The organism is Streptomyces phaeochromogenes, from assembly GCF_001418655.1.
GTDB classification, from domain to species: domain Bacteria; phylum Actinomycetota; class Actinomycetes; order Streptomycetales; family Streptomycetaceae; genus Streptomyces; species Streptomyces phaeochromogenes.
The window spans coordinates 16,248-41,497 of sequence record NZ_LIQZ01000204.1 but is presented as its reverse complement, the minus strand read 5'-3'; the positions used below and the strand labels follow the sequence as shown (position 1 = coordinate 41,497).

Genomic DNA, 25,250 nt, shown 5'->3' with positions numbered 1-25,250 from the left:
TCTGAAAAAGACGGGGGCCCCGTCGTCTGAAAAGCCGGGGGCCTCGCCCCTGTCACTTATCTCAAGAAAGGTGCGGACCGGCGTGGCCGACCGTCTCATCGTCCGTGGAGCGCGCGAGCACAATCTGAAGAATGTCTCGCTCGACCTTCCGCGCGACTCGCTCATCGTCTTCACGGGCCTGTCGGGGTCGGGCAAGTCCTCGCTGGCCTTCGACACGATCTTCGCCGAGGGTCAGCGGCGCTATGTGGAGTCGCTCTCCTCGTACGCCCGGCAGTTCCTCGGCCAGATGGACAAGCCGGACGTCGACTTCATCGAAGGCCTCTCCCCGGCGGTCTCCATCGACCAGAAGTCGACCTCGCGCAACCCGCGCTCGACGGTCGGCACCATCACCGAGGTCTACGACTACCTGCGGCTGCTCTTCGCGCGCATCGGCAAGCCGCACTGCCCCGAGTGCGGCCGACCCATCACGCGCCAGTCGCCGCAGGCCATCGTCGACAAGGTCCTGGAGCTGCCGGAGGGGAGCCGCTTCCAGGTCCTGTCGCCGCTGGTGCGCGAGCGCAAGGGCGAGTTCGTCGACCTCTTCTCCGATCTCCAGACCAAGGGGTACAGCCGCGCCCGGGTCGACGGCGAGACGATCCAGCTCACCGAGCCGCCCACGCTGAAGAAGCAGGAGAAGCACACCATCGAGGTGGTCATCGACCGCCTCACGGTCAAGGAGGGCGCCAAGCGCCGGCTGACCGACTCCGTGGAGACCGCCCTCGGTCTCTCCGGCGGCATGGTGGTGCTCGACTTCGTCGACCTCCCCGCCGACGACCCCGAGCGCGAGCGCATGTACTCGGAGCACCTGTACTGCGCTTACGACGACCTGTCCTTCGAGGAGCTGGAGCCCCGCTCCTTCTCCTTCAACTCGCCCTTCGGCGCCTGCCCGGACTGCACGGGTATCGGCACGCGCATGGAGGTCGACCCGGAGCTGATCGTCCCGGACGAGGACAAGTCCCTCGACGAGGGCGCCATCCACCCCTGGTCGCACGGCCACACCAAGGACTACTTCGGACGCCTGATCGGAGCCCTCGCGGACGCGTTGGGATTCCGGACCGACATCCCCTTCGCCGGTCTTCCGCAGCGCGCCAAGAAGGCACTGATCCACGGACACAAGACACAGATCGAGGTCCGCTACCGCAACAGGTACGGCCGAGAGCGTGTCTACACCACGCCCTTCGAAGGGGCCGTCCCTTTCGTGAAGCGGCGGCACAGCGAGGCCGAGAGCGACGCGAGCCGCGAGCGCTTCGAGGGCTACATGCGCGAGGTGCCCTGCCCCACCTGTCAGGGCACGCGCCTCAAGCCGGTCGTCCTCGCGGTCACGGTCATGGAGAAGTCCATCGCCGAGGTCTCCGCCATGTCCATCAGCGACTGCGCGGACTTCCTGGGCGAGCTGAAGCTCGACGCCCGCGACAAGAAGATCGCCGAGCGCGTCCTGAAGGAGGTCAACGAACGACTGCGGTTCCTGGTCGACGTAGGCCTGGACTACCTCTCGCTCAACCGCGCCGCGGGCACCCTGTCCGGCGGCGAGGCTCAGCGCATCCGCCTCGCGACCCAGATCGGCTCGGGCCTCGTCGGCGTCCTGTACGTGCTGGACGAGCCCTCCATCGGCCTGCACCAGCGCGACAACCACCGGCTCATCGAGACCCTGGTCCGGCTGCGCGACATGGGCAACACGCTCATCGTCGTCGAGCACGACGAGGACACCATCAAGGTCGCCGACTGGATCGTCGACATCGGCCCCGGCGCGGGCGAGCACGGCGGCAAGGTCGTGCACAGCGGTTCCCTGAAGGAGCTGCTGGCCAACGAGGAGTCGCAGACCGGGCAGTACCTGTCCGGCAAGAAGGCCATCCCGCTGCCCGACATCCGGCGCCCCCACGACCCGTCCCGGCAGCTCACGGTGCACGGCGCCCGTGAGAACAACCTCCAGGACATCGACGTGTCGTTCCCGCTGGGCGTCCTCACGGCCGTCACGGGAGTCTCCGGATCCGGCAAGTCCACGCTGGTCAACGACATCCTGTACACGCACCTGGCCCGCGAGCTGAACGGCGCGAGGAGCGTTCCCGGGCGGCACACGCGCGTGGACGGCGACGACCTCGTCGACAAGGTCGTGCACGTCGACCAGTCGCCCATCGGCCGCACCCCCCGGTCGAACCCGGCGACGTACACCGGAGTCTTCGACCACGTCCGCAAGCTGTTCGCCGAGACGACCGAGGCGAAGGTCCGCGGTTACCTGCCCGGCCGCTTCTCCTTCAACGTCAAGGGCGGCCGTTGCGAGAACTGCGCGGGCGACGGCACGATCAAGATCGAGATGAACTTCCTCCCGGACGTGTACGTCCCGTGCGAGGTCTGCCACGGTGCCCGCTACAACCGGGAGACCCTGGACGTCCACTACAAGGGCAAGTCCATCGCCGACATCCTGAACATGCCGATCGAGGAAGGCATGCACTTCTTCGAGGCGGTCCCGGCGATCTCCCGCCACCTCAAGACGCTGAACGACGTCGGCCTCGGCTATGTCCGGCTCGGCCAGTCCGCGACGACCCTGTCCGGTGGTGAGGCCCAGCGCGTGAAGCTCGCCAGCGAGCTCCAGAAGCGCTCCACCGGCCGCACGGTGTACGTCCTCGACGAGCCGACCACCGGTCTGCACTTCGAGGACATCAGCAAGCTGCTCACCGTGCTGTCCGGCCTGGTCGACAAGGGCAACACGGTCATCGTCATCGAGCACAACCTCGACGTCATCAAGACCGCCGACTGGGTCGTCGACATGGGCCCCGAGGGCGGTGGCGGCGGTGGCCTCGTCATCGCGGAGGGCACACCCGAGGAGGTCGCCGGGGTTCCGGCCAGCCACACGGGCAAGTTCCTGCGAGAGGTCCTGGGCGCCGAGCGTGTCAGCGACGCCTCGGAGGTGAAGGCCCCGCGCAGGACGGCTGCCAAGACGGCCACCAAGAAGGCGGTGGCGGCCAGGTCGACGACGAAGAAGACGGCGACGGCCAAGACCACCACCACAAAGGCCACCACCGAAAAGGCCACCAACAACACGGCCACCAAGAAGGCAGCCGCGGTCACGAAGAAGGCGACCCCGGCGAAGAAGACGACGAGGGCCCGCAAGGCCTGAGGCGGCTCCGCGGCCCACGTACAACGCGCCGCGCTCCATGGGAACTCACCCTGGGGCGCGGCGCGTTGGCGCTCCCGCCTCGCCGAGCCCCCTCCTGCCCGCCTGCCTAAAAAACGCCCACCTCATGCGCGTACGGCGGTTCCGCGCCCGCCCGTGAGCAGGTGATCGCCGCGGCCCGTGCGGCGAAGCGCAGCAACTCGGCCCAGCCGTCGGCGCCCAGACCCGCCAGCGCCGGCCCGGAGAGCGCGTCGCGGGCGGCGAGGCCGTGCAGCAGCGCGGCGTTCACCGTGTCGCCCGCGCCGATCGTGTCCACCACGTCGACGGGTTCGCCCGGCACGGAGTACTCCGCGCCGTCACGGGTGAAGGCGGTCAGCCCGTCGCCGCCCCGCGTGACGACCACGGCGGAGGGGCCCGAGGCCAGCCACTCGCGCGGAGTGCCGCCGAGCCACTCCGCGTCCTCCTCGGACAGCTTGAGCAGCGACACCGACGGCAGCCAGCTCTTGAACCGGGCCCGGTAGGCGTCCGCGTCCGGGATCAGCACCGCGCGGATGTTGGGGTCGAGCGCGGTGAACACACCCTGTGCGGACGCGATCCGCATCAGGTCCTCGTACGCGGTCGCGCCCGGCTCCAGTACGAGCGAGCAGGTTCCGAACGACACCGCGCTTGTCCCGTCCGGGAGTTGGGAGGGCGCGGAGAACAGCCGGTCCGCGGTGCCCTCGACGTAGAAGGAGTAACGGGCCGAACCGCCCGCGCCGATCGACGCGACGGCGAGGGTCGTCGGCTCGGCGCCCCGCTGTACGGACGACACGTCGACGCCCGCCTCACGCAGTCCGCCGACCAGGGCCTCGCCGAAGGCGTCCCCCGAGACCCGCGAGCAGAAGGCCGCGGGGGAGCCGAGCCGGCCCAGTGCCACCGCCGTGTTGTAGGGGCCGCCGCCGCGGCGCGGGTCGAGCCCCGCGAGCGCGCCCGCCTCCCGCGGCACCAGGTCGATCAGGGCCTCACCGGCGACGACGATCACGAGTCGGATCCTTTCTCGGGGCAGCCGCACGAGGTGCGGTGCACGAAGGCGGAGGGCAGCCGGACCGTACGGGCCTCGCGGCCGGGGGAGTCCAGCCGGTCGAGCAGCAGCCGTACGGCCTGGGCGCCGATCTCCTTGCTGGGCTGGGAGATCGCGGTGAGCCGGGGCGAGAAGAGGTCCGCCCAGGAGAAGTCGTCGAAGCAGCACAGGGCCAGGTCGCCGGGCACGGACAGGCCCCTCGCGCGCACGGCCCGCAGCGCGCCGATGGTCATCGCGTTGTTGGCGGTGACCAGTGCCGTCGGCGGCGCCGGGAGGGACAGCAGGGCATCGGTCGCGCGCTCGGCGCCCGCCGCCTCGGAGTTGCCGGGGACCACGAGCCGCTCGTCGTAGGGGAGCCCCGCGTACGCCAGGCCGTGCCGGTAGCCGGAGATCCGCTCACTCGTCGTGCTGAGCCCCGGCAGGCCCGCGACCAGGCCGATCCTCCTGTGACCCAGTTCGGCGAGATGCCTGACCAGGAGCGTGACGGGTTCGGTGTTCTCCGCGCAGACCTGGTCGAACACGAAACCGGGTGGCGTCCGGTCGCCGGCCACCAGCCGGTCCAGGAACACCGTCGGTACGTCGTGCCGCCCGAGGTAGCAGAGAAGATCCTCCGGATGCGCGGACGGCGCGACGAGCATGCCGTCCACCCGCCGCTCGTGCAGCAGCTGGACCACCTTGCGCTCATGCACCGGATCGTCGTGCGGGTCCGCGATCAGCAGGCTGTAGCCGCGCTCCAGGGCGCCGGCCTCCACGCCCTGCAGGATCTCCGTGAAGTACGGGTTGCTGATCGCCGACACCGCGAGCCCGATCGACCGGGTGCGCGAGGTGACGAGGGATCTGGCCAGGGTGTTGGGCGTGTAGCCGAGTTCGTCGATGGCGTCGAGCACGGCCTGGCGGGTGGCCGGCCGCACCGGGCGGGTGTCGTTGAGTACGTGCGAGACCGTCGCGACGGACACACCCGCGCTCCGGGCCACATCGACCATGGTCGCCATGGGTGAGCCCCTCCCTCGCCCTCGCCGACGCCCGCTTCGGACGCCGTCCCGGATCGGACCGTACCCGATGCCGAGGGAGACGTAAACGCTTACGTAAGCGTTTACGTCAAGAGCTCCGAGGGCCGCCCCTCACTCCCAGTCCCACCCGATCCCGACGATCCCCGACCGCACCCGCTGCTCCACCACGTGGACCGACCGGTGGGGGTCGTTCAGTGTCAGCTCCTGCCGGCCGCTGCGAGGTGCCGCGGCCGAGTGCTGGGTGAACCGGTGGCAGCGCACGGGCAGCGTGTCCTCGGCGAAGCGCACCTGAAGGGCGTACTGCCCGCCGGAGAAGCCGAACCCGCGGACGTACTCACCGCACGCGCCGGCCGTGCCGTCCTCGACGCCGTAGCGGAACAGGAAGGTGTCGCCCGCGCGCAGCCGCGTGTCGAAGAGCAGCTCGGCGACGAGGACCCCGGTGTCGTGGTGCCACAGGACGCGTCCCGTACGGCAGTTCTCCAGAGCGTGCACCGCCATGTCCTCCGGGGCGCATCCCGGGTCGCCGTGGTGGATGGCGACGAAGCGGTCGATGCCCTCCTTGTGGGCGCGCACGATGTGCTGGGACTCGCGTCCCAGGAGCTCGCGCCGGGTGCCGATCCGTACGCGCTCGTGGTGGCCGATGGTGTGCAGTCCGCCGTCGAGCGGTGAGTCCAGCTCGGCCAGCAGCTTCTCCAGGGCACCGGAAGCCTCCACGAGGGAGCGGTACGAGCGGGCCGCGGCGCGCTCCGCCTCCGGGCGCTCGTCGGCCTTCGCGAGCAGCCGGATCAGTGACTCGTCCGGCAGCTGGAGTATCTCCTCCAGGGCGCGCACGGCCCGCAGCGACTCGGGGCGCTGTGGACGCCGGGCGCCCTGCTGCCAGTAACTCAGGCTGGTCACGCCGACCTTGACCCCGTACCGCGTCAGGTGGTGCTGCACACGCTGCAGCGGCAGGCCACGGGTGGCGATCGCGGCGCGCAGGGCGACATGGAAGGGGCCGCCCCGAAGGGCCGTCTCCAGCTCCGCCGTGGCAGCGTCCGCGTGTGGTGTGCCGTCCCGCATTCAGGGGCCCTTCTGTGAGTGCTCGCAACGGCTGGTCGGGCCGTTCGCGCTGGTCGGAGGGGCCACACGGTCGGCGTGCGGGGGACGTTCGCGTCCCCGCGCGGTGTGCCCGCCCCAAGTCACCCCGCATTGAAGCGTGTTGATCAGGCCCGGACAACACCTGGTGCGCAACCTCGCTGTCCGTACGCGCTCCCCACGCTCTCGGTCAGTGCGTCCGGCCGCCTCGGTCGGGGTGTGGGCCTCATGACTCCAGCAGGTCCCGGATCGTCCGTGCCGACAGCGCCGACTTGGGCAGGAAGCCGCGGGCGGGGCTCTCCGCCACCAACTCCTGGAAGTCCTCCAGGGAGTGCGTCGAGATGAGGATCACGGCGGGCACGGCGTCCGCGAGCACTCCCGCCACGTCGAGGCCGCTCTCGCCGTCCAGGTCGAGATCGACGAGGGCGACGTCCGGGGCGAGGTCCCGCGCGCGCGTGAGCGCCTCCGCGCCCGTCGAGGCGACGCCGACGACCCGGACCCCGCCACGCTCCAGCAGGGCGCGCGCGGCCTCCAGGAACCGGGCGCTGTCATCGACGATGAGACAGCGCATGGACATGCGGACAGCTTCCCAACCGGCCGCCGGGTTGGCTTTCCGGCTAGCGGGAAAGTGCTGAAGTCCCGTGCCGCAAAGTGCTGAAGTCCCGTGCCGGAGAACTTCATTCGTGCTTACGGAGCGCAGTGCAGGGTGACGCGCGGTAGCATGACGCTGCCCTGGGGTGACCGTGTCCTGTCGGTCTGGTGGGGGTGCGCGATGAGGAAACTCAACAGGAAAGCAGGGACGCACGGGACGCGCCGTGTGGTCCTCGCGGGAGTGCTGTCCGGGGCCCTGGTCGTCGCCGGCTGCGACAGTGGCGGCGGGGACGAGCGCGGGGGCGGGGACGAGCGCTCCGCGAAGCGCGGCGGCGACACCACGTGCGACGGCAGGCTCGAAGGCACCACCGACATCACCGTGTGGTTCCACGCGGGCCCGAGCGGAGAGCTCGACACACTGCGCGGCCAGGTCAAGGACTTCAACGCCGGACAGAAAGACGTACGGGTCGAGTTGATCACGCTCCCCGAAGAGCGCCCGTACGACGAACTGGTCGTCTCCGCGGCTGCCAGCGGCGAACTGCCCGACCTGCTCGACTTCGACGGCCCGAACCTCTACAACTACGCCTGGTCGGGCAAGCTCAAGCCGATCGACTCCTGTGTGCCCGAGGCGGTGAAGGCCGATCTCCTGCCGTCGATCCGCGAACAGGGCACCTATGAGGGCCGGTTGTGGGGCGTCGGCACCTTCGACTCCGGGCTCGGCCTCTACGTACGCCCCTCCGCCCTGAAGAAGGCCGGAATCCGCGTCCCCAGCGGCCCGGACGACGCCTGGACGGCCACCGAACTGACCGGCATCCTGAGGAAGCTGCGCAAGGAGGGCTACGAAAAGCCCCTCGACCTGCGCCTGAACTACGCGCGCTCGGGCCAGGAGTGGAACACGTACGGGTTCGCGCCCGTCGTCTGGTCGGCCGGCGGCGACCTCATCGACCCCAGGGAACTGCGTACGGCGGAAGGTTTCCTCAACGGGCCCGAGGCGGTCGGGGCGATGACCACCCTCCAGAACTGGGTCAAGGAGGGGCTGGTCGACCCGAACAAGGACGACAAGGCCTTCACCGGGGGGCGCAGCCCCATCTCCTGGGTGGGGCACTGGACGTACCCCGAGTTCAGCAAGGCGTTCCCGGACGACGTGAAGATCGTTCCGCTGCCCGACTTCGGCAGGGGAACCGTGACCGGGATGGGCTCCTGGCAGTGGGGTGTCACCGCGGGCGCCGTCGACGGGGACGCGGTCTGGCGATTCCTCGCCCACCTCCTGAAGCCCCGGGAGGTCCTGCGCATGAGCCGGGCCAACGGGGCGGTCCCGGCGACGGACAGCGCAGTCGAGCTCTCGCCGAGGTTCGCCGAGGGCGGTGCCGAGCGCCTGTTCATCGAGCAGTTGAAGAGCGGTGTCGCGCGGCCCCGGTCGCAGACCCCGGCCTATCCGGCGGTCAGCGGTGCCTTCGCGCGGGCCTTCGCGGAGATCATGCTCGACCGCGTCCCGGTGAAGGCCGCCCTGGACAAGGCGGTCCGCCGGATCGACAAGGACCTGGCCGACCACCAGGGTTACCCGTCGGCCGGGCCATGAGATCCGGCGGACGACGTACCCCCGGCGGTATGCGCGGGCCTGGGGACGCGGAACGCAGGCAGTCGGGCATCGTACGGAGATCGGCCGGCGCACGCGGCCCCGTCAGCCTGCGGAGGCCCATAAGCCTGTGGAGGCCCAAACGGACCGGCCGGGCCTCCACAGACGGACGGCCCGGACAGCCGGGACAGCCCGGACGAACCGGCCGCCCGCGCGCCGGGACCCCGCTGCTCGCCCGCCTGCGCGTCGGCACCAAGCTCATGCTGCTGGTGCTGCTGCCGGTCTCCGGGCTCCTCGCCTTCACGGTCTTCTCGGCCGTGACCGACTGGCGCGAGGCGCGCACCCTGCGGGACTTCAGGACCGCCACACGCGTCTCCTTCGCCCTGACCGCGCTCACCGAGGCCCTGGCCCGCGAGCGCCTCGCCGAGGTCCTCGTGGCGGCGGCCCCGGACCGGCGGGGCGTGACGGCCGAACGGGACGCGGCCCGGCGCGCCACGGACCGGGCGCTGACCGCCGCACGGGACGGCGCCGCGGACGGCACCGGGCAGCCGGACGTCCTCGGACAACTCGACGCGAAGGGCCGGCAGCTCTTCGCGACCCGGGTGGAGGCGGGCGGCGGCTCGTTCACCGCGACGGAGACCGAGCAGACGTACGCGAGCCTCACGAACGACCTGCTCAACACCGTCCACCACCTCGACTCGGGCCGCCCCTCACGGGCCTCCGGCCGCGCCGCGGACGGCTATCTGGCCGCACTGGAGGCCATCGAGGCCGCCGAACGCGAACGCGCCGACCTGGCCGTCCTGTTCGCGACGGGCCCCGGCAACGCCCCTGATACCACGGGCGACCCCTGGCAGGCACTGGAGGCGGCCCAGCTCGACACCTTCCGGCAGAACGTCTCGGGGCGGCTCAAGGTGCGGCTGTCGGGCGTGCTGCTCCAGCCCGCGGGCCGGACGGTCCGGGCCACGCGCGAGGCCCTCGCCGCGGGCGACACCACGAAACTGCCCTCCCTGGAGCGCTGGTTGGCGGCCTCCACCGGCCGCCTCACCGCCCTCCGCGCGATCGCGGACGCGGCCGAGGACGAGCTGGCGACCGCCGCCGACCGCGACCTGCGGGCCGTGAAGGACCGCGGAGAACGCGAACTGGGCCTCTCCGTAGTGGTCCTTCTCGCCGTCACCGTCCTCGCGCTGGCCCTGCGCCGCTCGATCAACCGCCCCCTCACCGAGGTGTCCGGGGGCGCCAAGGCACTCGCCGACGGCGACCTGTCGTACGACATCCGCTACACGGGACGCGACGAGATCGGCGACGTGGCCGACACCTTTCGCGAACTCCACGTGACCAGCGAGCGGTTCGCCGCCGAGATCCGCACCATGAACACGGCGATCGACGACAACCGGCTCGGACACCGGGCCGACGTCGCGGCCTTCGGCGGGACCTGGGCGCAGCTGCTGCGCGGCATGAACGCCACCATGGCGTCCTTCGCCGCCGCCCACGGACGGCGCCACAAGGCCGAACAGGAGCTGGAGAGCATCTTCAACCTCTCCCTGGACCTGTTGTGCATCAGCGGTCTCGACGGCTACTTCAAGCGCGTGAACCCGGCCTTCGAGAGAACGCTCGGCTACCCCGGCAGCACCCTGCTGTCCCGGCCGTACCTCGACTTCGTGCACGAGGAGGACCGGGACCGCGTCCGGGCCATCCTCGACCGGCTGGCGACCGGCGCCGAGGTCGCCGAGTTCGAGAACCGCTACGTACGCGGCGACGGCACCGACTGCTGGCTCCAGTGGAGCTGCCGTCCCGTGATCGAGGAGGGCCTCATCTACGCCGCCGCGCGCGACGTCACCGACAGCCGCCGCGCCGCCCGTGAACAGGCCGCGCTGCGCAGCGTCGCCACCCTGGTGGCCCGCGGCGTCCCGCCGCACGAGGTGTTCACGGCCGTCGCGCACGAGGTGGGACTGCTGCTGAGCACGAGCTCCGCGGCCGTCCTGCGGTACGAGGCCGACGGCGCCGCCACCGTCCTCGGCTCGGCCCGTACGGCCGCGACGGAGGCCCAGGGGGCGGCGCGGGCGGTGGCCGCGACCGGGCGCGCGGTCCGCGTCGGCCGTTCCGTCGGCGCGCCGATCGTCGTCGACGACCGCCTGTGGGGCGCCGTCGTCGTGTCCGCCCCGCACGCCGAACCGCTGCCCAGGGGAACCGAGTCGCGCCTCGCCGACTTCACGGAGCTCATTGCCACCGCCATCGCAAACGCCGACAGCCGCGCCCAACTGGCCGCCTCACGCGCGCGCGTGGTGGCCGCCGGCGACGCGTCCCGGCGGCGGATCGAACGCGATCTGCACGACGGCGTCCAGCAGCGTCTCGTCTCGCTCCAGCTGGACCTGCGCACGGCCGAGTCCATGACGGTGGACCAGCCGGCCGAGCTCGTCGAGCAGCTGGCGCACATCGGCAAGGGCCTGGACGACGCCTTCGATGACCTGCTGCAGATCTCCCGGGGCATCCATCCGGCGATCCTCTCCAAGGGCGGCCTCGGCCCCGCCCTGCGCGCCCTGGCCAGGCGTTCCGCCGTGCCCGTCGAGCTGGATCTGGAGCTGCCGGGGGCCCGCCTCCCGGAACGGATCGAGGTGGCCGTCTACTACGTGACCTCCGAGTGCCTCACCAACGCCGCCAAGCACGCGCGCGCGACGGTGGTCGAGGTCCGGGCGAGGGTGTACGAGGACGTCCTGGAGGTCGTCATCGGCGACGACGGGGTCGGGGGAGCCGAACCCGGCGGCGGCTCCGGGCTGATCGGGCTCACCGACCGGGTCGAGGCGACCGGCGGCAGACTGACCGTCAGAAGCCCGCCGAGCAGAGGGACCACGCTGATCGCACGGCTGCCCGTGCCGCGGTCCGCCGCGGAGTGAACGGCGGCGGCCCTCTCCGGACCGCCCGGCTGTCGTCCCCGGACACGTGACTGCCCGGAACGCACGCCGCGTTGGAGGCCCAGTGAAGGGGAGTCCTGGACTCGGTGGCGTACGTACGCTCCGGGCGGCCCGTACGAACAGTGCGGCGGCCGTCCGGCTTCAAGGGCGGGGTGTCCCGCCGTCCGGTGCCGACCGCAGGCGCTTGGCGCGTACGACGTCGGGGTCGCGGGGGTCGAGGCCGGCGCGCAGGCCGTCCGCGTACCGCTCCTCGTCCCCGTACGGGGAGAACTCGTCCTCGTACGGCCGCACACGGACCGACCGCCGTCGCTTTTCGATCCGTGTCTGTCGCATCTTCCGCAGCCTTTCGGTCATCGGCCCGCCGCCCCTCGCCCGGGGCGGCGGGCCACCTGCATCTGCACTGCTACGAGCATTCCCTCGAACTGTTTTCGTGTCGTCACGGCCGGCCCCCGAAACGGCTTCCGGTTCTCCACCATTGCCCACCTGCGGCTAGCCGTAACCGGCCATGTCCGGCAGGCTGTTGGAGGCGTACCGCAGACGCGCACCGCACCGGTCGGCCGAGCGGACGGGGAGCACCATGGACGCAGCACAGCCTCCCGCGCGCGGGAGGGTGGTCCTGGCCGACGACGACGTCCTGCTCAGAGAGGGTCTGGCCAGTCTCTGCGAGCGCCTCGGCTACGAGGTGGCGGGCCAGGCCGGCGACGCGAACGCGCTCCTGGAACTGGTCGCCGAGCACGTGCCGGACCTGGTGATCGTCGACATCAGGATGCCGCCCACCCACTCCACGGAGGGGCTGAAGGCGGCCCGCGGCATCCGTGAGCGGTATCCCGACCTCGGCATCCTCGTCCTGTCCGCCTTCGTGGAGGTCGAGGACGCCCTGGAGCTGCTCGCGAGCGGGCGGCGGATCGGCTATCTGCTGAAGAGCCGGGTCACGGTCGTGGACGAGTTCATCGAGGCGCTGGACCGCATCCGCAAGGGCGGCTCGGTCGTCGACCCCTCCCTGGTGCGGGAGCTGGTCTCGGCCCAGCGCCGCGACGACCCGCTGTCCTTCCTCAGCACCCGGGAGCGGGAGGTCCTGGAGCTGATGGCCGAGGGCCGCTCGAACGCCGGCATCGGGCGGCGTCTGTGGGTGACCGAGGGCACGGTCGAGAAGCACGTCCGCAGCATTCTCGGCAAGCTTCGCCTGCCGGAGGCCGCGGACGATCACCGGCGGGTGCTGGCGGTTCTCACGTACCTGGAGTCTCGCTGAGCGCTCCGCGGGGGCGGCCGGATTGAAGGTGCGGGTCCTTCGTGGCTGGTCGCGCAGTTCCCCGCGCCCCTTGACGGGGCACAGAACGTCCGGCACGGCATCCGCGCTGTCACACCCCGCCAGTAGGGTGTGAGACATGGCCGACCCCTCCAGCTACCGCCCCAAGCCGGGACAGATCCCCGACTCGCCGGGGGTCTACAAATTCCGCGACGAGCACCGCCGGGTGATCTACGTCGGGAAGGCGAAGAGCCTGCGTCAGCGCCTGGCGAGTTACTTCCAGGACCTCTCCAACCTCCACCCGCGGACGCGCACGATGGTCACCACGGCCGCGTCCGTGGAGTGGACGGTGGTGTCCACGGAGGTCGAGGCGCTGCAGCTGGAGTACTCCTGGATCAAGGAGTTCGACCCCCGGTTCAACGTCAAGTACCGCGACGACAAGAGCTATCCGTATCTCGCGGTCACCATGAACGAACAGTTCCCGCGTGTGCAGGTGATGCGCGGCCAGAAGAAGAAGGGCGTGCGCTACTTCGGTCCCTACGGACACGCGTGGGCGATCCGCGACACCGTGGACCTCCTCCTGCGCGTCTTCCCCGTACGGACGTGCTCCGCGGGCGTGTTCAAGAACGCCGCGCGCACCGGCCGCCCCTGTCTGCTCGGCTACATCGGCAAGTGCTCCGCCCCCTGCGTCGAGCGGGTCTCCCCCGAGGAGCACCGCGAACTCGCCGAGGAGTTCTGCGACTTCATGGCCGGCCGCACGGGGACGTACATCCGCCGCCTGGAGAGCCGGATGACGGACGCCGCGGAGGAGATGGAGTACGAGCGGGCCGCGCGCCTGCGCGACGACATCGAGGCCCTCAAGAAGGCCATGGAGAAGAGCGCCGTCGTGCTCGCCGACGCGACGGACGCCGACCTGATCGCGCTCGCCGAGGACGAGCTGGAAGCGGCCGTGCAGATCTTCCACGTCCGCGGCGGCCGGGTCCGCGGCCAGCGCGGCTGGGTCACCGACAAGGTCGAGGCCGTCACCACGGGTGACCTGGTCGAGCACGCGCTCCAGCAGCTCTACGGAGAGGAGACCGGCGACTCCGTACCGAAGGAGGTGCTCGTCCCGGCGCTGCCCGAGCTCGTGGAGCCGGTCCAGGAGTGGCTCGCCGAGCGCCGGGGGTCGAACGTGTCGCTGCGGATCCCGCAGCGCGGCGACAAGAAGGCCCTCATGGAGACGGTCCAGCGCAACGCGCTCCAGGCACTCGGCCTGCACAAGACCAAGCGGGCCTCCGACCTGACGACCCGCTCCCGGGCCCTGGAGGAGATCGCCGAGGCCCTCGACCTGGACAGCGCGCCGCTGCGGATCGAGTGCTACGACATCTCGCACCTCCAGGGCGACGACGTCGTGGCGTCCATGGTCGTGTTCGAGGACGGGCTGGCGCGCAAGAGCGAGTACCGCCGCTTCCAGATCAAGGGCTTCGAGGGCCAGGACGACGTCCGGTCCATGCACGAGGTGATCACCCGCCGCTTCAGGCGGTACATCGCCGAGAAGGAGAAGACCGGCGAGTGGGCCGACGGCGAGACCGGGCTCACCGAGGAGGACGGGCGGCCCAAGCGGTTCGCGTACCCCCCGCAGCTGGTCGTCGTCGACGGCGGACAGCCGCAGGTCGCCGCCGCCAAGCGGGCGCTGGACGAGCTCGGTATCGACGACATCGCCGTGTGCGGCCTGGCCAAGCGCCTCGAAGAGGTCTGGGTGCCCGGCGAGGACGACCCGGTGGTGCTGCCACGTACCAGTGAAGGGCTCTATCTTCTTCAGCGTGTGCGCGACGAGGCGCACCGCTTCGCGATCACCTACCAGCGCGCCAAGCGGGCCCGGCGGTTCAGGGCGAGCCCGCTGGACGACGTGCCGGGCCTCGGTGAGACTCGCAAGCAGGCGTTGATCAAGCATTTCGGCTCGGTGAAGAAGCTGCGATCCGCGACGATCGACCAGATCTGCGAGGTTCCCGGCATAGGCCGCAAGACGGCCGAGGCGATCACCGTGGCCCTTGCCCAGGCGGCCCCGGCGGCACCTGCCGTGAACACCGCGACTGGAGAGATCATGGAAGACACAGAAGACACAGCAGACGCAACAGGCACGACAGACGCGGAATCCGAAACGACGGCGGGTTCCACGGGGGAGCCCGTGTCCGCGGGCTCCTCGGACGAACGACGGGGGCAGGAGAGATGACCGAGCACGAGCAGGAAGAACCCTCGGCAGGGCGCACGGCGGAGACCGAACCGCGTACAGCCGGAACCGGGGAACCGCACACGGCCGAAACAGAGGCATCGCACAGCGAAGCACGCGAGGATCAAACGCAACGAGAAGCGGCCGGCGAAACAGCCGGCCAGGAAGCCGACGAAGCGGCACAGAAAGACGGAGCGGAAGTGAACACGGGCACGACCATCGAGACGGCCGGCGTCCCCGAGGCGGCCATTCCGGAGCTGGTGATCATCTCCGGGATGTCGGGCGCGGGCCGGTCCACCGCCGCCAAGTGTCTGGAGGACCTCGGCTGGTTCGTCGTCGACAACCTGCCGCCCGCGCTGATCCCCACCATGGTGGAGCTCGGCGCCCGCTCGCAGGGGAACGTGGCACGGATCGCGGTCGTCGTCGACGTCCGCGGACGGCGATTCTTCGACAACCTGCGCGAGTCCCTCGCGGACCTGGAGACCAAGCACGTCACCCGGCGGATCGTCTTCCTGGAGTCCTCGGACGACGCCCTGGTGCGCCGCTTCGAGGGAGTGCGTCGCCCGCACCCCCTCCAGGGCGACGGCCGCATCGTGGACGGCATCGCCGCCGAGCGCGAACTGCTGCGCGAACTGCGCGGCGACGCCGACCTGGTGATCGACACCTCCAGCCTGAACGTGCACGAGCTGCGCGCCAAGATGGACGCCCAGTTCGCGGGCGAGGAGGAGCCCGAGCTGCGGGCCACCGTCATGTCCTTCGGCTTCAAGTACGGCCTGCCGGTCGACGCCGACCTGGTCGTGGACATGCGGTTCCTGCCCAACCCGCACTGGGTCCCGGAGCTGCGCCAGTACACCGGCCTGAACGAGGAGGTGGCCGCGTACGTCTTCAACCAGCCCGGCGCCAAGGAGTTCCTCGACCGGTACGCCGAGCTGCTCCGCCTCATCCAGACCGGCTACCGCCGCGAGGGCAAGCGCTATGTGACCATCGCGGTCGGCTGCACCGGCGGCAAGCACCGCTCCGTCGCCATGTCGGAGAAGCTCGCCGCCCGTCTGGTGTCCGAGGGAGTGGAGACGGTCGTCGTCCACCGGGACATGGGCCGAGAATGACCGGACGTAGTCCGCGGCTGAGCAGACTGCGGCGGATGGCCCCCGAGACACGCGGGGGCAGGCCCGTCGAGAGCCGTGGCGCCAAGCCGCGCCGCCGCGGCGCCCAGCCCAAGGTCGTCGCGCTCGGCGGCGGCATGGGCCTGTCCGCCTCGCTGGCCGCGCTGCGCCGCATCACCGGCGATCTCACCGCGGTCGTCACGGTCGCCGACGACGGCGGCTCCAGCGGCCGGCTGCGCGACGAGCTGGGCGTGCTCCCGCCCGGCGACCTGCGCAAGGCCCTGGCCGCGCTGTGCGGCGACGACGAATGGGGCCAGACCTGGGCGCGCGTCATCCAGCACCGCTTCCAGTCCAAGGGCGAGCTGCACGAGCACGCGGTCGGCAATCTGCTGATCGTCGCCCTCTGGGAGCAGCTCGGCGACCACGTCCAGGCCCTCGACCTGGTCGGCAGGCTGCTGGGCGCGCACGGCAGGGTGCTGCCCATGTCCGCCGTGCCCCTGGAGCTGCAGGCGCTCGTCAAGGGCCACGACCCGGAGCGGCCCGAGGACATCGACACCGTCCGCGGCCAGGCGACCGTTGCGCTCACGCCCGGCGAGGTGCAGTCCGTGCACGTCGTGCCGCACGACCCGCCGGCCGTCCCCGAGGCCGTCGCGGCGGTCCTCGACGCGGACTGGGTGGTCCTCGGCCCCGGCTCCTGGTTCTCCTCGGTGATCCCGCACCTGCTGGTGCCCGAGCTGCTCGACGCGCTCACCGAGACGAAGGCCCGCCGGGTCCTCTCCCTGAATCTCGCTCCGCAGCCCGGAGAAACCGATGGCTTCTCCCCGCAGCGTCATTTGGAGGTTTTGGGACGACACGCCCCTAAACTCGCCCTGGACGTGGTGCTGGCCGACGAGGCCGCCGTGCCCGACCGCGATTTACTGACCGATGCCGCCAAGCGGTTCGGCGCCGCGGTCGAGCTGGCGCCCGTGGCCCGGACCGATGGGTCTCCGAGGCACGATCCGGAGCTGTTGGCCGCCGCGTACGACCGTATTTTTCGGATGCATGGAAGGATCGGCCCATGGCGATGACGGCAGCGGTGAAGGACGAGATTTCCCGGCTTCCCGTCACCCGGACCTGCTGCAGAAAGGCGGAGGTCTCCGCCATTCTGCGGTTCGCGGGCGGCCTTCACCTGGTGAGCGGCCGCATCGTGATCGAGGCGGAGCTGGACACGGCGATGGCGGCGCGCCGGCTGAAGCGGGACATCCTGGAGATCTTCGGCCACAGCTCCGAGCTGATCGTGATGGCTCCGGGCGGTCTGCGCCGCGGCTCCCGTTACGTCGTACGGGTGGTTGCGGGCGGTGACCAGCTGGCCCGCCAGACGGGGCTCGTGGACGGTCGTGGGCGCCCGATCCGGGGTCTGCCGCCGCAGGTGGTCTCGGGGGCCACCTGCGACGCCGAGGCCGCCTGGCGCGGGGCCTTCCTGGCGCACGGCTCGCTCACCGAGCCCGGCCGCTCGTCCTCCCTTGAGGTGACCTGCCCGGGCCCGGAGGCCGCGCTCGCGCTGGTCGGCGCAGCCCGCCGCCTCTCGATCGCCGCGAAGGCCCGCGAGGTACGGGGCGTGGACCGGGTCGTCGTCCGGGACGGGGACGCCATCGGCGCCCTCCTCACCCGCCTCGGCGCACACGAGTCCGTGCTGGCCTGGGAGGAGCGGCGGATGCGCCGCGAGGTCCGCGCCACCGCCAACCGGCTCGCCAACTTCGACGACGCCAACCTGCGCCGCTCGGCCCGCGCGGCCGTCGCCGCCGGGGCCCGCGTCGGGCGCGCCCTGGAGATCCTCGGCGAGGAGGTCCCGGAGCACCTCGCCGCCGCCGGACGGCTGCGCATGGAGCACAAGCAGGCCTCCCTGGAGGAACTGGGCGCGCTCGCCGACCCGCCGCTGACCAAGGACGCCGTCGCGGGCCGTATCCGCCGGCTGCTCGCCATGGCGGACAAGCGGGCCCAGGACCTCGGCATCCCGGGGACGGAATCCACGCTCACCGAGGAGATGGCCGACAACCTCGCGGGCTGACCGGCGAAGCCGTGGCGGCCCCTTCCACGGACTCTGTCGCGGACCTTTCCACGGACTCCGTGGCGGGAGGGCCCGCGGGCTCATCGCCGCCTCGGCCGGATGATTCACGGGCTGTCCCGTCGCGGTGGCGAGATGGTTCGCGGACCTGGTAGCCCCTGTGGCGAGGCGGCCCGCGGACCCCGTCGGCCGCCCGGCGAGGCGGCCCGCGGACCCCGTCGGCCGCCCGGTGAAGCAGCCCACGAACCCCGTCGGCCCGTCGCGCAGCGGCTCGCGGATGCCGCAGGAAATGGCCCGGCTTTCTCAACACGCCGGTGCGTGCGCCCATTTGGGGCAACCGCACCGGCGTTTTGCTGCCCTCGTGGCGCTCTTGACTTGACCATGAAGTGTCATGAGCCTGGCATCTGTTCGCTGCTGTGGCGGACAACTGCAAGGGGGGCTCATGAGACGAAGAGCGAGATCGATCCTCGCTGCCGGCGTACTCCTGCTCGGCGGAGTGGCCATCGCACCCATGGCACAGGCAGAACCCGGCGCGACCACCGCCCCGGGCGCGGACGAGGTCAAGGTGTTCCGCGCGGACGTCACGAAGGAGCAGGTACCCCTGCTCCTCGCGGCGGGCCAGGACAGTCACGAACTGGGCGAACAGGTCCCGGACAAGGGCACGGCCACGGTCGAGGTCTACCTCACCGACAAGCAGGCCGACCAGCTGGAGAACAAGGGCGTCGACCTCGCCGAGCACAAGCTCTCGGCCAAGGCACGCGCGCGCGTGGCCGCCGCGGGGGACGGCGTCTACCGGCCCTACAGCGGCAAGGGCAACCTCCAGGAGGAGATCCTCAGGACCGGGCAGCAGAACCCGTCCCTGACGAAGGTCGTCTCCATCGGTAAGACCCTCCAGGGGCAGGACATCCTGGCCCTCAAGCTCAGCAAGGGCGCCAAGACGACCAAGGACGGCGCCAAGCCCTCCATGCTGTACATGTCCAACCAGCACGCCCGTGAGTGGATCACGCCGGAGATGACCCGGCGCCTGATGCACTACTACCTGGACAACTACGGCAAGGACCAGCGGGTCACCAAGCTCGTGAACTCCACCGAGCTGTGGTTCGTCCTGTCCGCCAACCCGGACGGCTACGACTGGACGTTCAAGGCCGAGGGCGACCGCCAGTGGCGCAAGAACATGCGCGACATCAACGGCGACGGCGCCTGGACCACCGGTGACGGCGTCGACCTCAACCGCAACTTCTCCTACAAGTGGGGCTACGACGACGAGGGTTCGTCCCCGTACCCGACCAGCCAGACCTACCGCGGCGCGAGCCCCGGCTCCGAGCCCGAGACCAAGGCGCTGGACGCCTTCGAGAAGCGCATCGGCTTCGACTACGGCATCAACTACCACTCCGCCGCCGAACTGATCCTCTACGGAGTCGGCTGGCAGGTGGCGACGCCGAGCCCGGACGACGTGCTCTACAAGTCGCTCGCCGGAACCCCCGAGAACCCGGCGATCCCCGGCTACCGCCCGCAGGTCTCCTCCGAGCTCTACACGACCAACGGCGAGGCCGACGGACACGCGTCCAACGTCAACGGCACGGCGATGTTCACCCCCGAGATGTCGACCTGCCAGACCGCGTCGAACCTCGACCCGAACGACGCCTGGAACGCGGTGGACTGCGAGTCGATCTTCACCTTCCCGGACGACGAGAAGCTGATCCAGCAGGAGTTCGCCAAGAACGTCCCGTTCGCGCTCTCCGTCGCCGAGAGCGCCGCCAAGCCCGACCAGCCGAAGTCCTCGGTCGGCATCGACGCCCCCGACTTCACCCCGGCCCCCTTCACCACGTCGTACTCCCGCGGCGCCGACCAGGAGATCACGGTCGTCGCCCGTAAGTCCGTACGCGACAAGGAGCTCAGGTACCGCGTCAACGGCGGCCGTACGGAGGACATGGCGCTCAAGCCCTGGAAGGGCGGCGAGACCTTCGGCGGCGAGGACAACCTCTACTTCGACGAGTACCGCGCCTTCGTGGCGGACGGCGACCCCGGCGACAAGGTCGAGGTCTGGTTCACCGGCGAGACGAAGAGCGGGAAGCCCACCTCCAGTGAGCGCTTCACCTACACCGTGGCCGAACGGCCGCGCGCCGACACGCTGGTGGTGGCCGAGGAGGGTGCCGCCGCCGCGACGCAGGCACAGACCTACGTCGACGCCCTGAAGGCCAACGGCCGCAAGCCCCTCGTCTGGGACGTCGCCACCCAGGGCGTGCCGGACGCGCTCGGCGTCCTCGGCCACTTCAAGAACGTCGTCCACTACACCGGCGCCGACCGCCCCGGTTACGCCACCCAGCTGCAACTGCGCGCCTACCTCAACGAGGGCGGCAAGCTGATCGAGGCGGGCGAGCAGGCGGGCGGCAACGTCGCACTGCCGGGCGCCCTGACGAACGACTTCAGCCAGTACTACCTCGGCGCCTACTCCCGTACGACGACGCCGGGCGTCACGTCCTTCACCGGCTCGGGCAAGCTCGCCGGAGCCACCGGACCGCTCGGCGGCGCACCCGGCAACCCGCTGAACGCGGCGGGCGCCTACAGCGTCACCTCGGACACGCTGCCCGTCGAGACGTTCCCGCAGTTCGCGAGCGCGGGAGCGGGAGCGTACCCGGGGACCGTCAACCCCTACGGTCCCTTCGAGGGCGCCTCCATGGCGGCGGTCACGCACTCCGACTACGCCTGGAACCGTCTCACCCGCACGATCGACCTCACCGGGGTCACCGCGGCCCAGGCACCCACCCTGCGCACGCAGCTCCTGTGGGACACCGAGGCCGGCTACGACCACGCGGCGCTCGAAGCGCACACGGCCGGGGCCGACGACTGGACGACCCTCCCCGAGAAGGGCGGCGCCACCAGCACCGCGGTTCCCGTGGAGTGCGAGGCCGGGTACTTCATCCAGGCGCACCCCGCCCTCAAGCGCTATCTGACCCCGGGCTCCGCCGGCTGCACCGCGACCGGCACGAGCGGTTCCTGGAACAGCTTCACCGGGGCCTCCGACGGCTGGCAGGAGGTCAACTTCGATCTCTCCGCGTACGCCGGAAAGACGGTGGAGGTGTCGCTGAGCTACATCACCGACCCGGGATCGGGCGGCCACGGTGTGCTCGCCGACAACGCCTCCGTCGTCATCGGCGGCACGGCCGGCCAGACCGACGGCTTCGAGACGTCGCTCGGCGCCTGGAGCGTCCCGGGGCCGCCCGCGGGCAGCCCCGCGGTCGTGAACGACTGGGGCCTGTCGGGCGAACTCTTCAAGACGTACGGAGCGGTCACCACGCGTGACACCGTGCTGCTCGGCTTCGGCCTTGAGCACGTCACCGCGGCGGCCGACCGGACGGCCCTGCTCGGCAAGGCCCTGGCGGCTCTGCGTAGCTGACAAGGGCGAACAAGGGCGTCAAGCCCGGGCGGTCCGTACCCCTACTGGTGGGTACGGACCGCCCTGCCGTGTATGCGGCACTCGATGTCACTCCGGGAGCGTCAGGGAGGTAGGGTCGTAGGCGGTCGGGGACATCCCATACAAACTCGCCGGCGTCCAAAGCCGGCGTTCCTAACGAGGAGATCGGTTCGTGACGATCCGCGTAGGCATCAACGGCTTTGGCCGCATCGGTCGTAACTACTTCCGCGCGCTGCTGGAGCAGGGTGCAGACATCGAGATCGTGGCTGTCAACGACCTGGGTGACACCGCGACCACCGCTCACCTGCTGAAGTACGACACCATCCTGGGCCGACTCAAGGCCGAGGTGTCGCACACCGCCGACACGATCACCGTCGACGGCAAGACGATCAAGGTTCTTTCCGAGCGCAACCCCGCCGACATCCCGTGGGGCGAGCTGGGCGTCGACATCGTCATCGAGTCGACCGGCATCTTCACCAAGAAGGCCGACGCCGAGAAGCACATCACCGGTGGCGCCAAGAAGGTCCTCATCTCGGCTCCGGCCAAGGACGAGGACATCACCATCGTGATGGGCGTCAACCAGGACAAGTACGACCCGGCGAACCACCACGTCATCTCGAACGCCTCCTGCACCACCAACTGTGTGGCGCCGATGGCCAAGGTTCTCGACGAGAACTTCGGCATCGTCAAGGGCCTGATGACGACGGTCCACGCCTACACGAACGACCAGCGCATCCTGGACTTCCCGCACTCGGACCTGCGCCGCGCCCGCGCCGCCGCCGAGAACATCATCCCGACCACCACGGGTGCCGCGAAGGCCACCGCCCTGGTCCTCCCGCAGCTCAAGGGCAAGCTGGACGGCATCGCGATGCGCGTCCCGGTCCCGACCGGCTCGGCCACCGACCTGGTCGTGACGCTGCAGCGCGAGGTCACCAAGGACGAGGTCAACGCCGCGTTCAAGAAGGCCTCCGACGACGGCGACCTCAAGGGCTACCTGGCGTACACCGAGGACCCGATCGTCTCCTCGGACATCGTCAGCGACCCGGCCTCCTGCACCTTCGACTCCTCCCTGACCATGGTCCAGGAGGGCAACACGGTGAAGATCCTCGGCTGGTACGACAACGAGTGGGGCTACTCCAACCGCCTCGTGGACCTCACGGTCTTCGTCGGCGGCCAGCTCTAAGTCCCGGAGCAGGCACTTCGATGTGAGCACAGGGCTCGGGCAGCGCACCGCCGCGCTGCCCGAGCCCTGTGCCGCGTGCTGATCGACCAGCCCTCTCGGACCACTTGAGCCCTCTTTAGGAGCCCCCTCATGAAGACGATCGACGAACTTCTCGCCGAAGGTGTGGAAGGCAAGCGGGTCTTCGTCCGCGCCGACCTGAACGTGCCGCTGGCCGAAGGCCTCATCACCGACGACGGCCGCATCCGCGCCGTCCTGCCCACCGTCAAGGCCCTCGCCGAGGCGGGCGCCAAGGTGATCGTCGCCTCGCACCTGGGCCGCCCCAAGGGCGCCCCGGACCCCGCCTTCTCGCTGCTCGCCGCCGCCGAGCGCCTCGGCGAGCTGCTGGGCGCGCCCGTGGCCTTCGCCCAGGACACCGTCGGCCCCGCCGCGCACGACGCCGTGAACGGGCTGCAGCCCGGCCAGGTCGCGGTCATCGAGAACCTGCGCTTCAACGCCGGTGAGACCTCCAAGGACGACACCGAGCGCGGCGAGTTCGCCGATCGGCTCGCCGCGCTTGCCGATGTCTACGTGGGCGACGGGTTCGGCGCCGTGCACCGCAAGCACGCCTCGGTCTTCGACCTCCCGGCGCGGCTGCCGCACTACGCGGGCTACCTCATCGCCACCGAGGTCGGTGTCCTGAAGAAGCTCACCGAGGACGTCAAGCGCCCCTACGTGGTCGCGCTCGGCGGCGCCAAGGTGTCCGACAAGCTCGCCGTGATCGACCAGCTGCTCGGCAAGGCCGACCGGCTGCTGATCGGCGGCGGCATGGCGTACACCTTCCTCAAGGCCAAGGGCTACGAGATCGGCAAGTCCCTCCTCCAGGAGGACCAGATCCCGGCGGTCCAGGAGTACATCGAGCGGGCCGAGAAGAACGGCGTCGAGCTGGTCCTCCCGGTCGACGTGGTGGTCTCCGCGGGCTTCCCCGACCTGAAGGCCAAGGCGCCCACCAACCCCACCACCGTCGCCGCGGACGCCGTCCCGGCCGACCAGATGGGCCTGGACATCGGTCCGGAGTCCCGCAAGCTGTACGCATCGAAGCTCACCGACGCCGCCACGATCTTCTGGAACGGCCCGATGGGCGTCTTCGAGCACCCCGACTACGCCGAGGGCACCAAGGCGGTCGCCCAGGCCCTTCTCGACTCCCCGGCCTTCACGGTCGTCGGCGGTGGCGACTCCGCCGCGGCCGTCCGCATCCTGGGCTTCGACGAGACGGCATTCGGCCACATCTCGACCGGCGGCGGCGCCTCCCTCGAATACCTAGAGGGCAAGACGCTCCCCGGCCTCGCCGCACTGGAGGACTGACCCCGTATGACCACTCGTACGCCGCTGATGGCGGGCAACTGGAAGATGAACCTCAACCACCTCGAGGCCATCGCCCATGTCCAGAAGCTCGCCTTCGCCCTGGCCGACAAGGACTACGAGGCCTGTGAGGTCGCGGTCCTGCCGCCCTTCACCGACCTGCGCTCGGTGCAGACCCTGGTCGACGGGGACAAGCTCAAGATCAAGTACGGCGCCCAGGACATCTCGGCGCACGACTCCGGTGCCTACACCGGCGAGATCTCCGGCTCGATGCTGGCCAAGCTCAAGTGCACCTACGTGGCGATCGGCCACTCCGAGCGCCGCCAGTACCACAACGAGACCGACGACGTCGTGAACACCAAGGTCAAGGCCGCCTACAAGCACGGCCTCACTCCGATCCTGTGCGTCGGCGAGGAGCTGGACGTCCGCGAGGCGGGCAACCACGTCGCGCACACGCTCGCGCAGGTCGAGGGCGGTCTCAAGGACCTCCCGGCCGAGCAGGCCGAGACGATCGTGATCGCGTACGAGCCCGTCTGGGCCATCGGCACCGGCAAGGTCTGCGGCTCCGACGACGCCCAGGAGGTCTGCGCGGCGATCCGCGGCAAGCTCGCCGAGCTGTACACGCAGGAACTGGCCGACGCCGTCCGAATTCAGTACGGCGGCTCCGTCAAGGCCGGCAACGTCGCCGAGATCATGGCGAAGCCCGACATCGACGGTGCCCTGGTCGGCGGCGCGTCCCTGGACTCCGAGGAGTTCGTCAAGATCGTCCGTTTCCGCGACCAGTGAGCCGCGTTCCGTAGCGATCCGGCAACCTGCGTGTAGGCCGTAGCGGCGTTACGTCGTACCCTTGCGGGGGCCGGGCGGCTTCGTACCCGAAGCGCCGGCCCCCGTCGTCCGTTCCAAGTCCGAGGAAGTTGGTCCAGCCGTGGTTATGGGGTTCTCGATCGCCCTGATCGTCTTCAGCCTGTTGCTGATGATGCTGGTGCTGATGCACAAGGGGAAGGGCGGCGGCCTGTCCGACATGTTCGGTGGCGGCATGCAGTCCTCCGTCGGCGGCTCCTCGGTCGCCGAGCGCAACCTCGACCGCATCACCGTGGTGGTCGGTTTGCTGTGGTTCGCGTCCATTGTGGTGCTGGGTCTTCTGATGAAGGTCAACAACTGATCACCGCCCGACACCGGATCGCCAGCACAAACGCACATTACGCAAGCACATTCCGCACGTAAGGCCCCATGTACGGTACGCGCCCGCAAGCGCGGCCTATCATGGGGCTTGCGTCTTGCGGCGGGGTGTAACTCCATCTACTAGACGCGCGTTGGGCCTTACGTAGACTGAGGCGCTCG

General features: G+C 70.4%; 18 protein-coding genes. 13 read left to right on the top strand and 5 right to left on the bottom strand.

Translation table 11 applies throughout. The features are described 5' to 3' along the window. Positions 1 to 82 precede the first annotated feature (82 nt). The gene (gene uvrA, locus AOK17_RS26670; protein WP_055615103.1) at positions 83 to 3,154 is read left to right on the top strand and encodes an excinuclease ABC subunit UvrA; all 3,072 of its coding nucleotides are present in this window, start codon (positions 83 to 85) and stop codon (positions 3,152 to 3,154) included. Positions 3,155 to 3,260: 106 nt separating this feature from the next. Here uvrA and AOK17_RS26665 read toward each other — a convergent pair whose 3' ends face one another. The 4 genes from AOK17_RS26665 to AOK17_RS26650 form a co-directional block, all read right to left on the bottom strand. Next, positions 3,261 to 4,172: a carbohydrate kinase family protein gene (locus AOK17_RS26665; protein WP_055615092.1), complete on the bottom strand. Its 912-nt coding sequence runs from the start codon at positions 4,170 to 4,172 to the stop codon at positions 3,261 to 3,263. After that, a complete protein-coding gene (locus AOK17_RS26660) occupies positions 4,169 to 5,203 on the bottom strand; it encodes a LacI family DNA-binding transcriptional regulator (protein WP_055615091.1) in 1,035 nt (344 codons plus the stop codon). The genes AOK17_RS26665 and AOK17_RS26660 overlap by 4 nt, the downstream gene beginning before the upstream one ends. Before the next feature lie 129 nt (positions 5,204 to 5,332). Further along, positions 5,333 to 6,280: a hypothetical protein gene (locus tag AOK17_RS26655; protein WP_055615090.1), complete on the bottom strand. Its 948-nt coding sequence runs from the start codon at positions 6,278 to 6,280 to the stop codon at positions 5,333 to 5,335. Between the two features lie 241 nt (positions 6,281 to 6,521). Beyond that, positions 6,522 to 6,872, bottom strand: a complete 351-nt coding sequence (locus AOK17_RS26650) for a response regulator (protein WP_055615089.1) — start codon at positions 6,870 to 6,872, stop codon at positions 6,522 to 6,524. 144 nt (positions 6,873 to 7,016) lie between these two features. On the opposite strand from AOK17_RS26650, the gene AOK17_RS26645 reads away from it, so the two are divergent. Both AOK17_RS26645 and AOK17_RS26640 read left to right on the top strand, forming a co-directional pair. Further along, positions 7,017 to 8,465 carry an ABC transporter substrate-binding protein gene (locus tag AOK17_RS26645; protein WP_079053300.1) on the top strand — a complete coding sequence of 483 codons (1,449 nt, stop codon included), beginning with the start codon at positions 7,017 to 7,019 and terminating at the stop codon, positions 8,463 to 8,465. Between the two features lie 29 nt (positions 8,466 to 8,494). Continuing rightward, entirely contained in the window at positions 8,495 to 11,353 is a 2,859-nt protein-coding gene (locus AOK17_RS26640; protein WP_342671521.1) for a nitrate- and nitrite sensing domain-containing protein, read from the top strand. Between the two features lie 159 nt (positions 11,354 to 11,512). On the opposite strand, the gene AOK17_RS26635 is transcribed toward AOK17_RS26640, so the two are convergent. Beyond that, positions 11,513 to 11,704, bottom strand: coding sequence for a hypothetical protein (locus AOK17_RS26635; protein ID WP_055615101.1), 192 nt, complete (start codon positions 11,702 to 11,704; stop codon positions 11,513 to 11,515). 244 nt (positions 11,705 to 11,948) lie between these two features. Between AOK17_RS26635 and AOK17_RS26630 the strand changes: the two genes are divergently transcribed. The 10 genes from AOK17_RS26630 to secG all read left to right on the top strand — a co-directional run bounded on the left by AOK17_RS26630 (position 11,949) and on the right by secG (position 25,071). After that, positions 11,949 to 12,620, top strand: coding sequence for a response regulator (locus AOK17_RS26630; RefSeq protein ID WP_055615087.1), 672 nt, complete (start codon positions 11,949 to 11,951; stop codon positions 12,618 to 12,620). Between the two features lie 136 nt (positions 12,621 to 12,756). Beyond that, complete coding sequence (uvrC, locus tag AOK17_RS26625; RefSeq protein WP_055615086.1) at positions 12,757 to 14,829, top strand: excinuclease ABC subunit UvrC; 2,073 nt, start codon at positions 12,757 to 12,759, stop codon at positions 14,827 to 14,829. After that, positions 14,826 to 15,932, top strand: coding sequence for an RNase adapter RapZ (rapZ, locus tag AOK17_RS26620; RefSeq protein ID WP_055615085.1), 1,107 nt, complete (start codon positions 14,826 to 14,828; stop codon positions 15,930 to 15,932). Before uvrC ends, rapZ begins: the two co-directional genes overlap by 4 nt. Continuing rightward, positions 15,929 to 16,996: a gluconeogenesis factor YvcK family protein gene (locus AOK17_RS26615; protein WP_055615084.1), complete on the top strand. Its 1,068-nt coding sequence runs from the start codon at positions 15,929 to 15,931 to the stop codon at positions 16,994 to 16,996. The genes rapZ and AOK17_RS26615 overlap by 4 nt, the downstream gene beginning before the upstream one ends. Beyond that, positions 16,987 to 17,976: a DNA-binding protein WhiA gene (gene whiA / locus AOK17_RS26610; protein ID WP_055615083.1), complete on the top strand. Its 990-nt coding sequence runs from the start codon at positions 16,987 to 16,989 to the stop codon at positions 17,974 to 17,976. The genes AOK17_RS26615 and whiA overlap by 10 nt, the downstream gene beginning before the upstream one ends. Positions 17,977 to 18,415: 439 nt before the next feature. Then, positions 18,416 to 21,370 carry a M14 family metallopeptidase gene (locus AOK17_RS26605; RefSeq protein ID WP_055615082.1) on the top strand — a complete coding sequence of 985 codons (2,955 nt, stop codon included), beginning with the start codon at positions 18,416 to 18,418 and terminating at the stop codon, positions 21,368 to 21,370. A gap of 190 nt (positions 21,371 to 21,560) precedes the next feature. Next, the gene (gene gap / locus AOK17_RS26600) at positions 21,561 to 22,571 is read left to right on the top strand and encodes a type I glyceraldehyde-3-phosphate dehydrogenase (protein ID WP_055615081.1); all 1,011 of its coding nucleotides are present in this window, start codon (positions 21,561 to 21,563) and stop codon (positions 22,569 to 22,571) included. 129 nt (positions 22,572 to 22,700) lie between these two features. Then, entirely contained in the window at positions 22,701 to 23,912 is a 1,212-nt protein-coding gene (locus tag AOK17_RS52515) for a phosphoglycerate kinase (RefSeq protein ID WP_055615080.1), read from the top strand. A 6-nt stretch (positions 23,913 to 23,918) separates the two neighbouring features. Next, positions 23,919 to 24,695 (top strand): triose-phosphate isomerase, encoded by a 777-nt coding sequence (gene tpiA, locus AOK17_RS52510; protein ID WP_055615079.1) that lies wholly within the window; start codon positions 23,919 to 23,921, stop codon positions 24,693 to 24,695. A gap of 145 nt (positions 24,696 to 24,840) precedes the next feature. Further along, the gene (gene secG / locus AOK17_RS26585; protein ID WP_055615078.1) at positions 24,841 to 25,071 is read left to right on the top strand and encodes a preprotein translocase subunit SecG; all 231 of its coding nucleotides are present in this window, start codon (positions 24,841 to 24,843) and stop codon (positions 25,069 to 25,071) included. Positions 25,072 to 25,250: the final 179 nt, after the last annotated feature.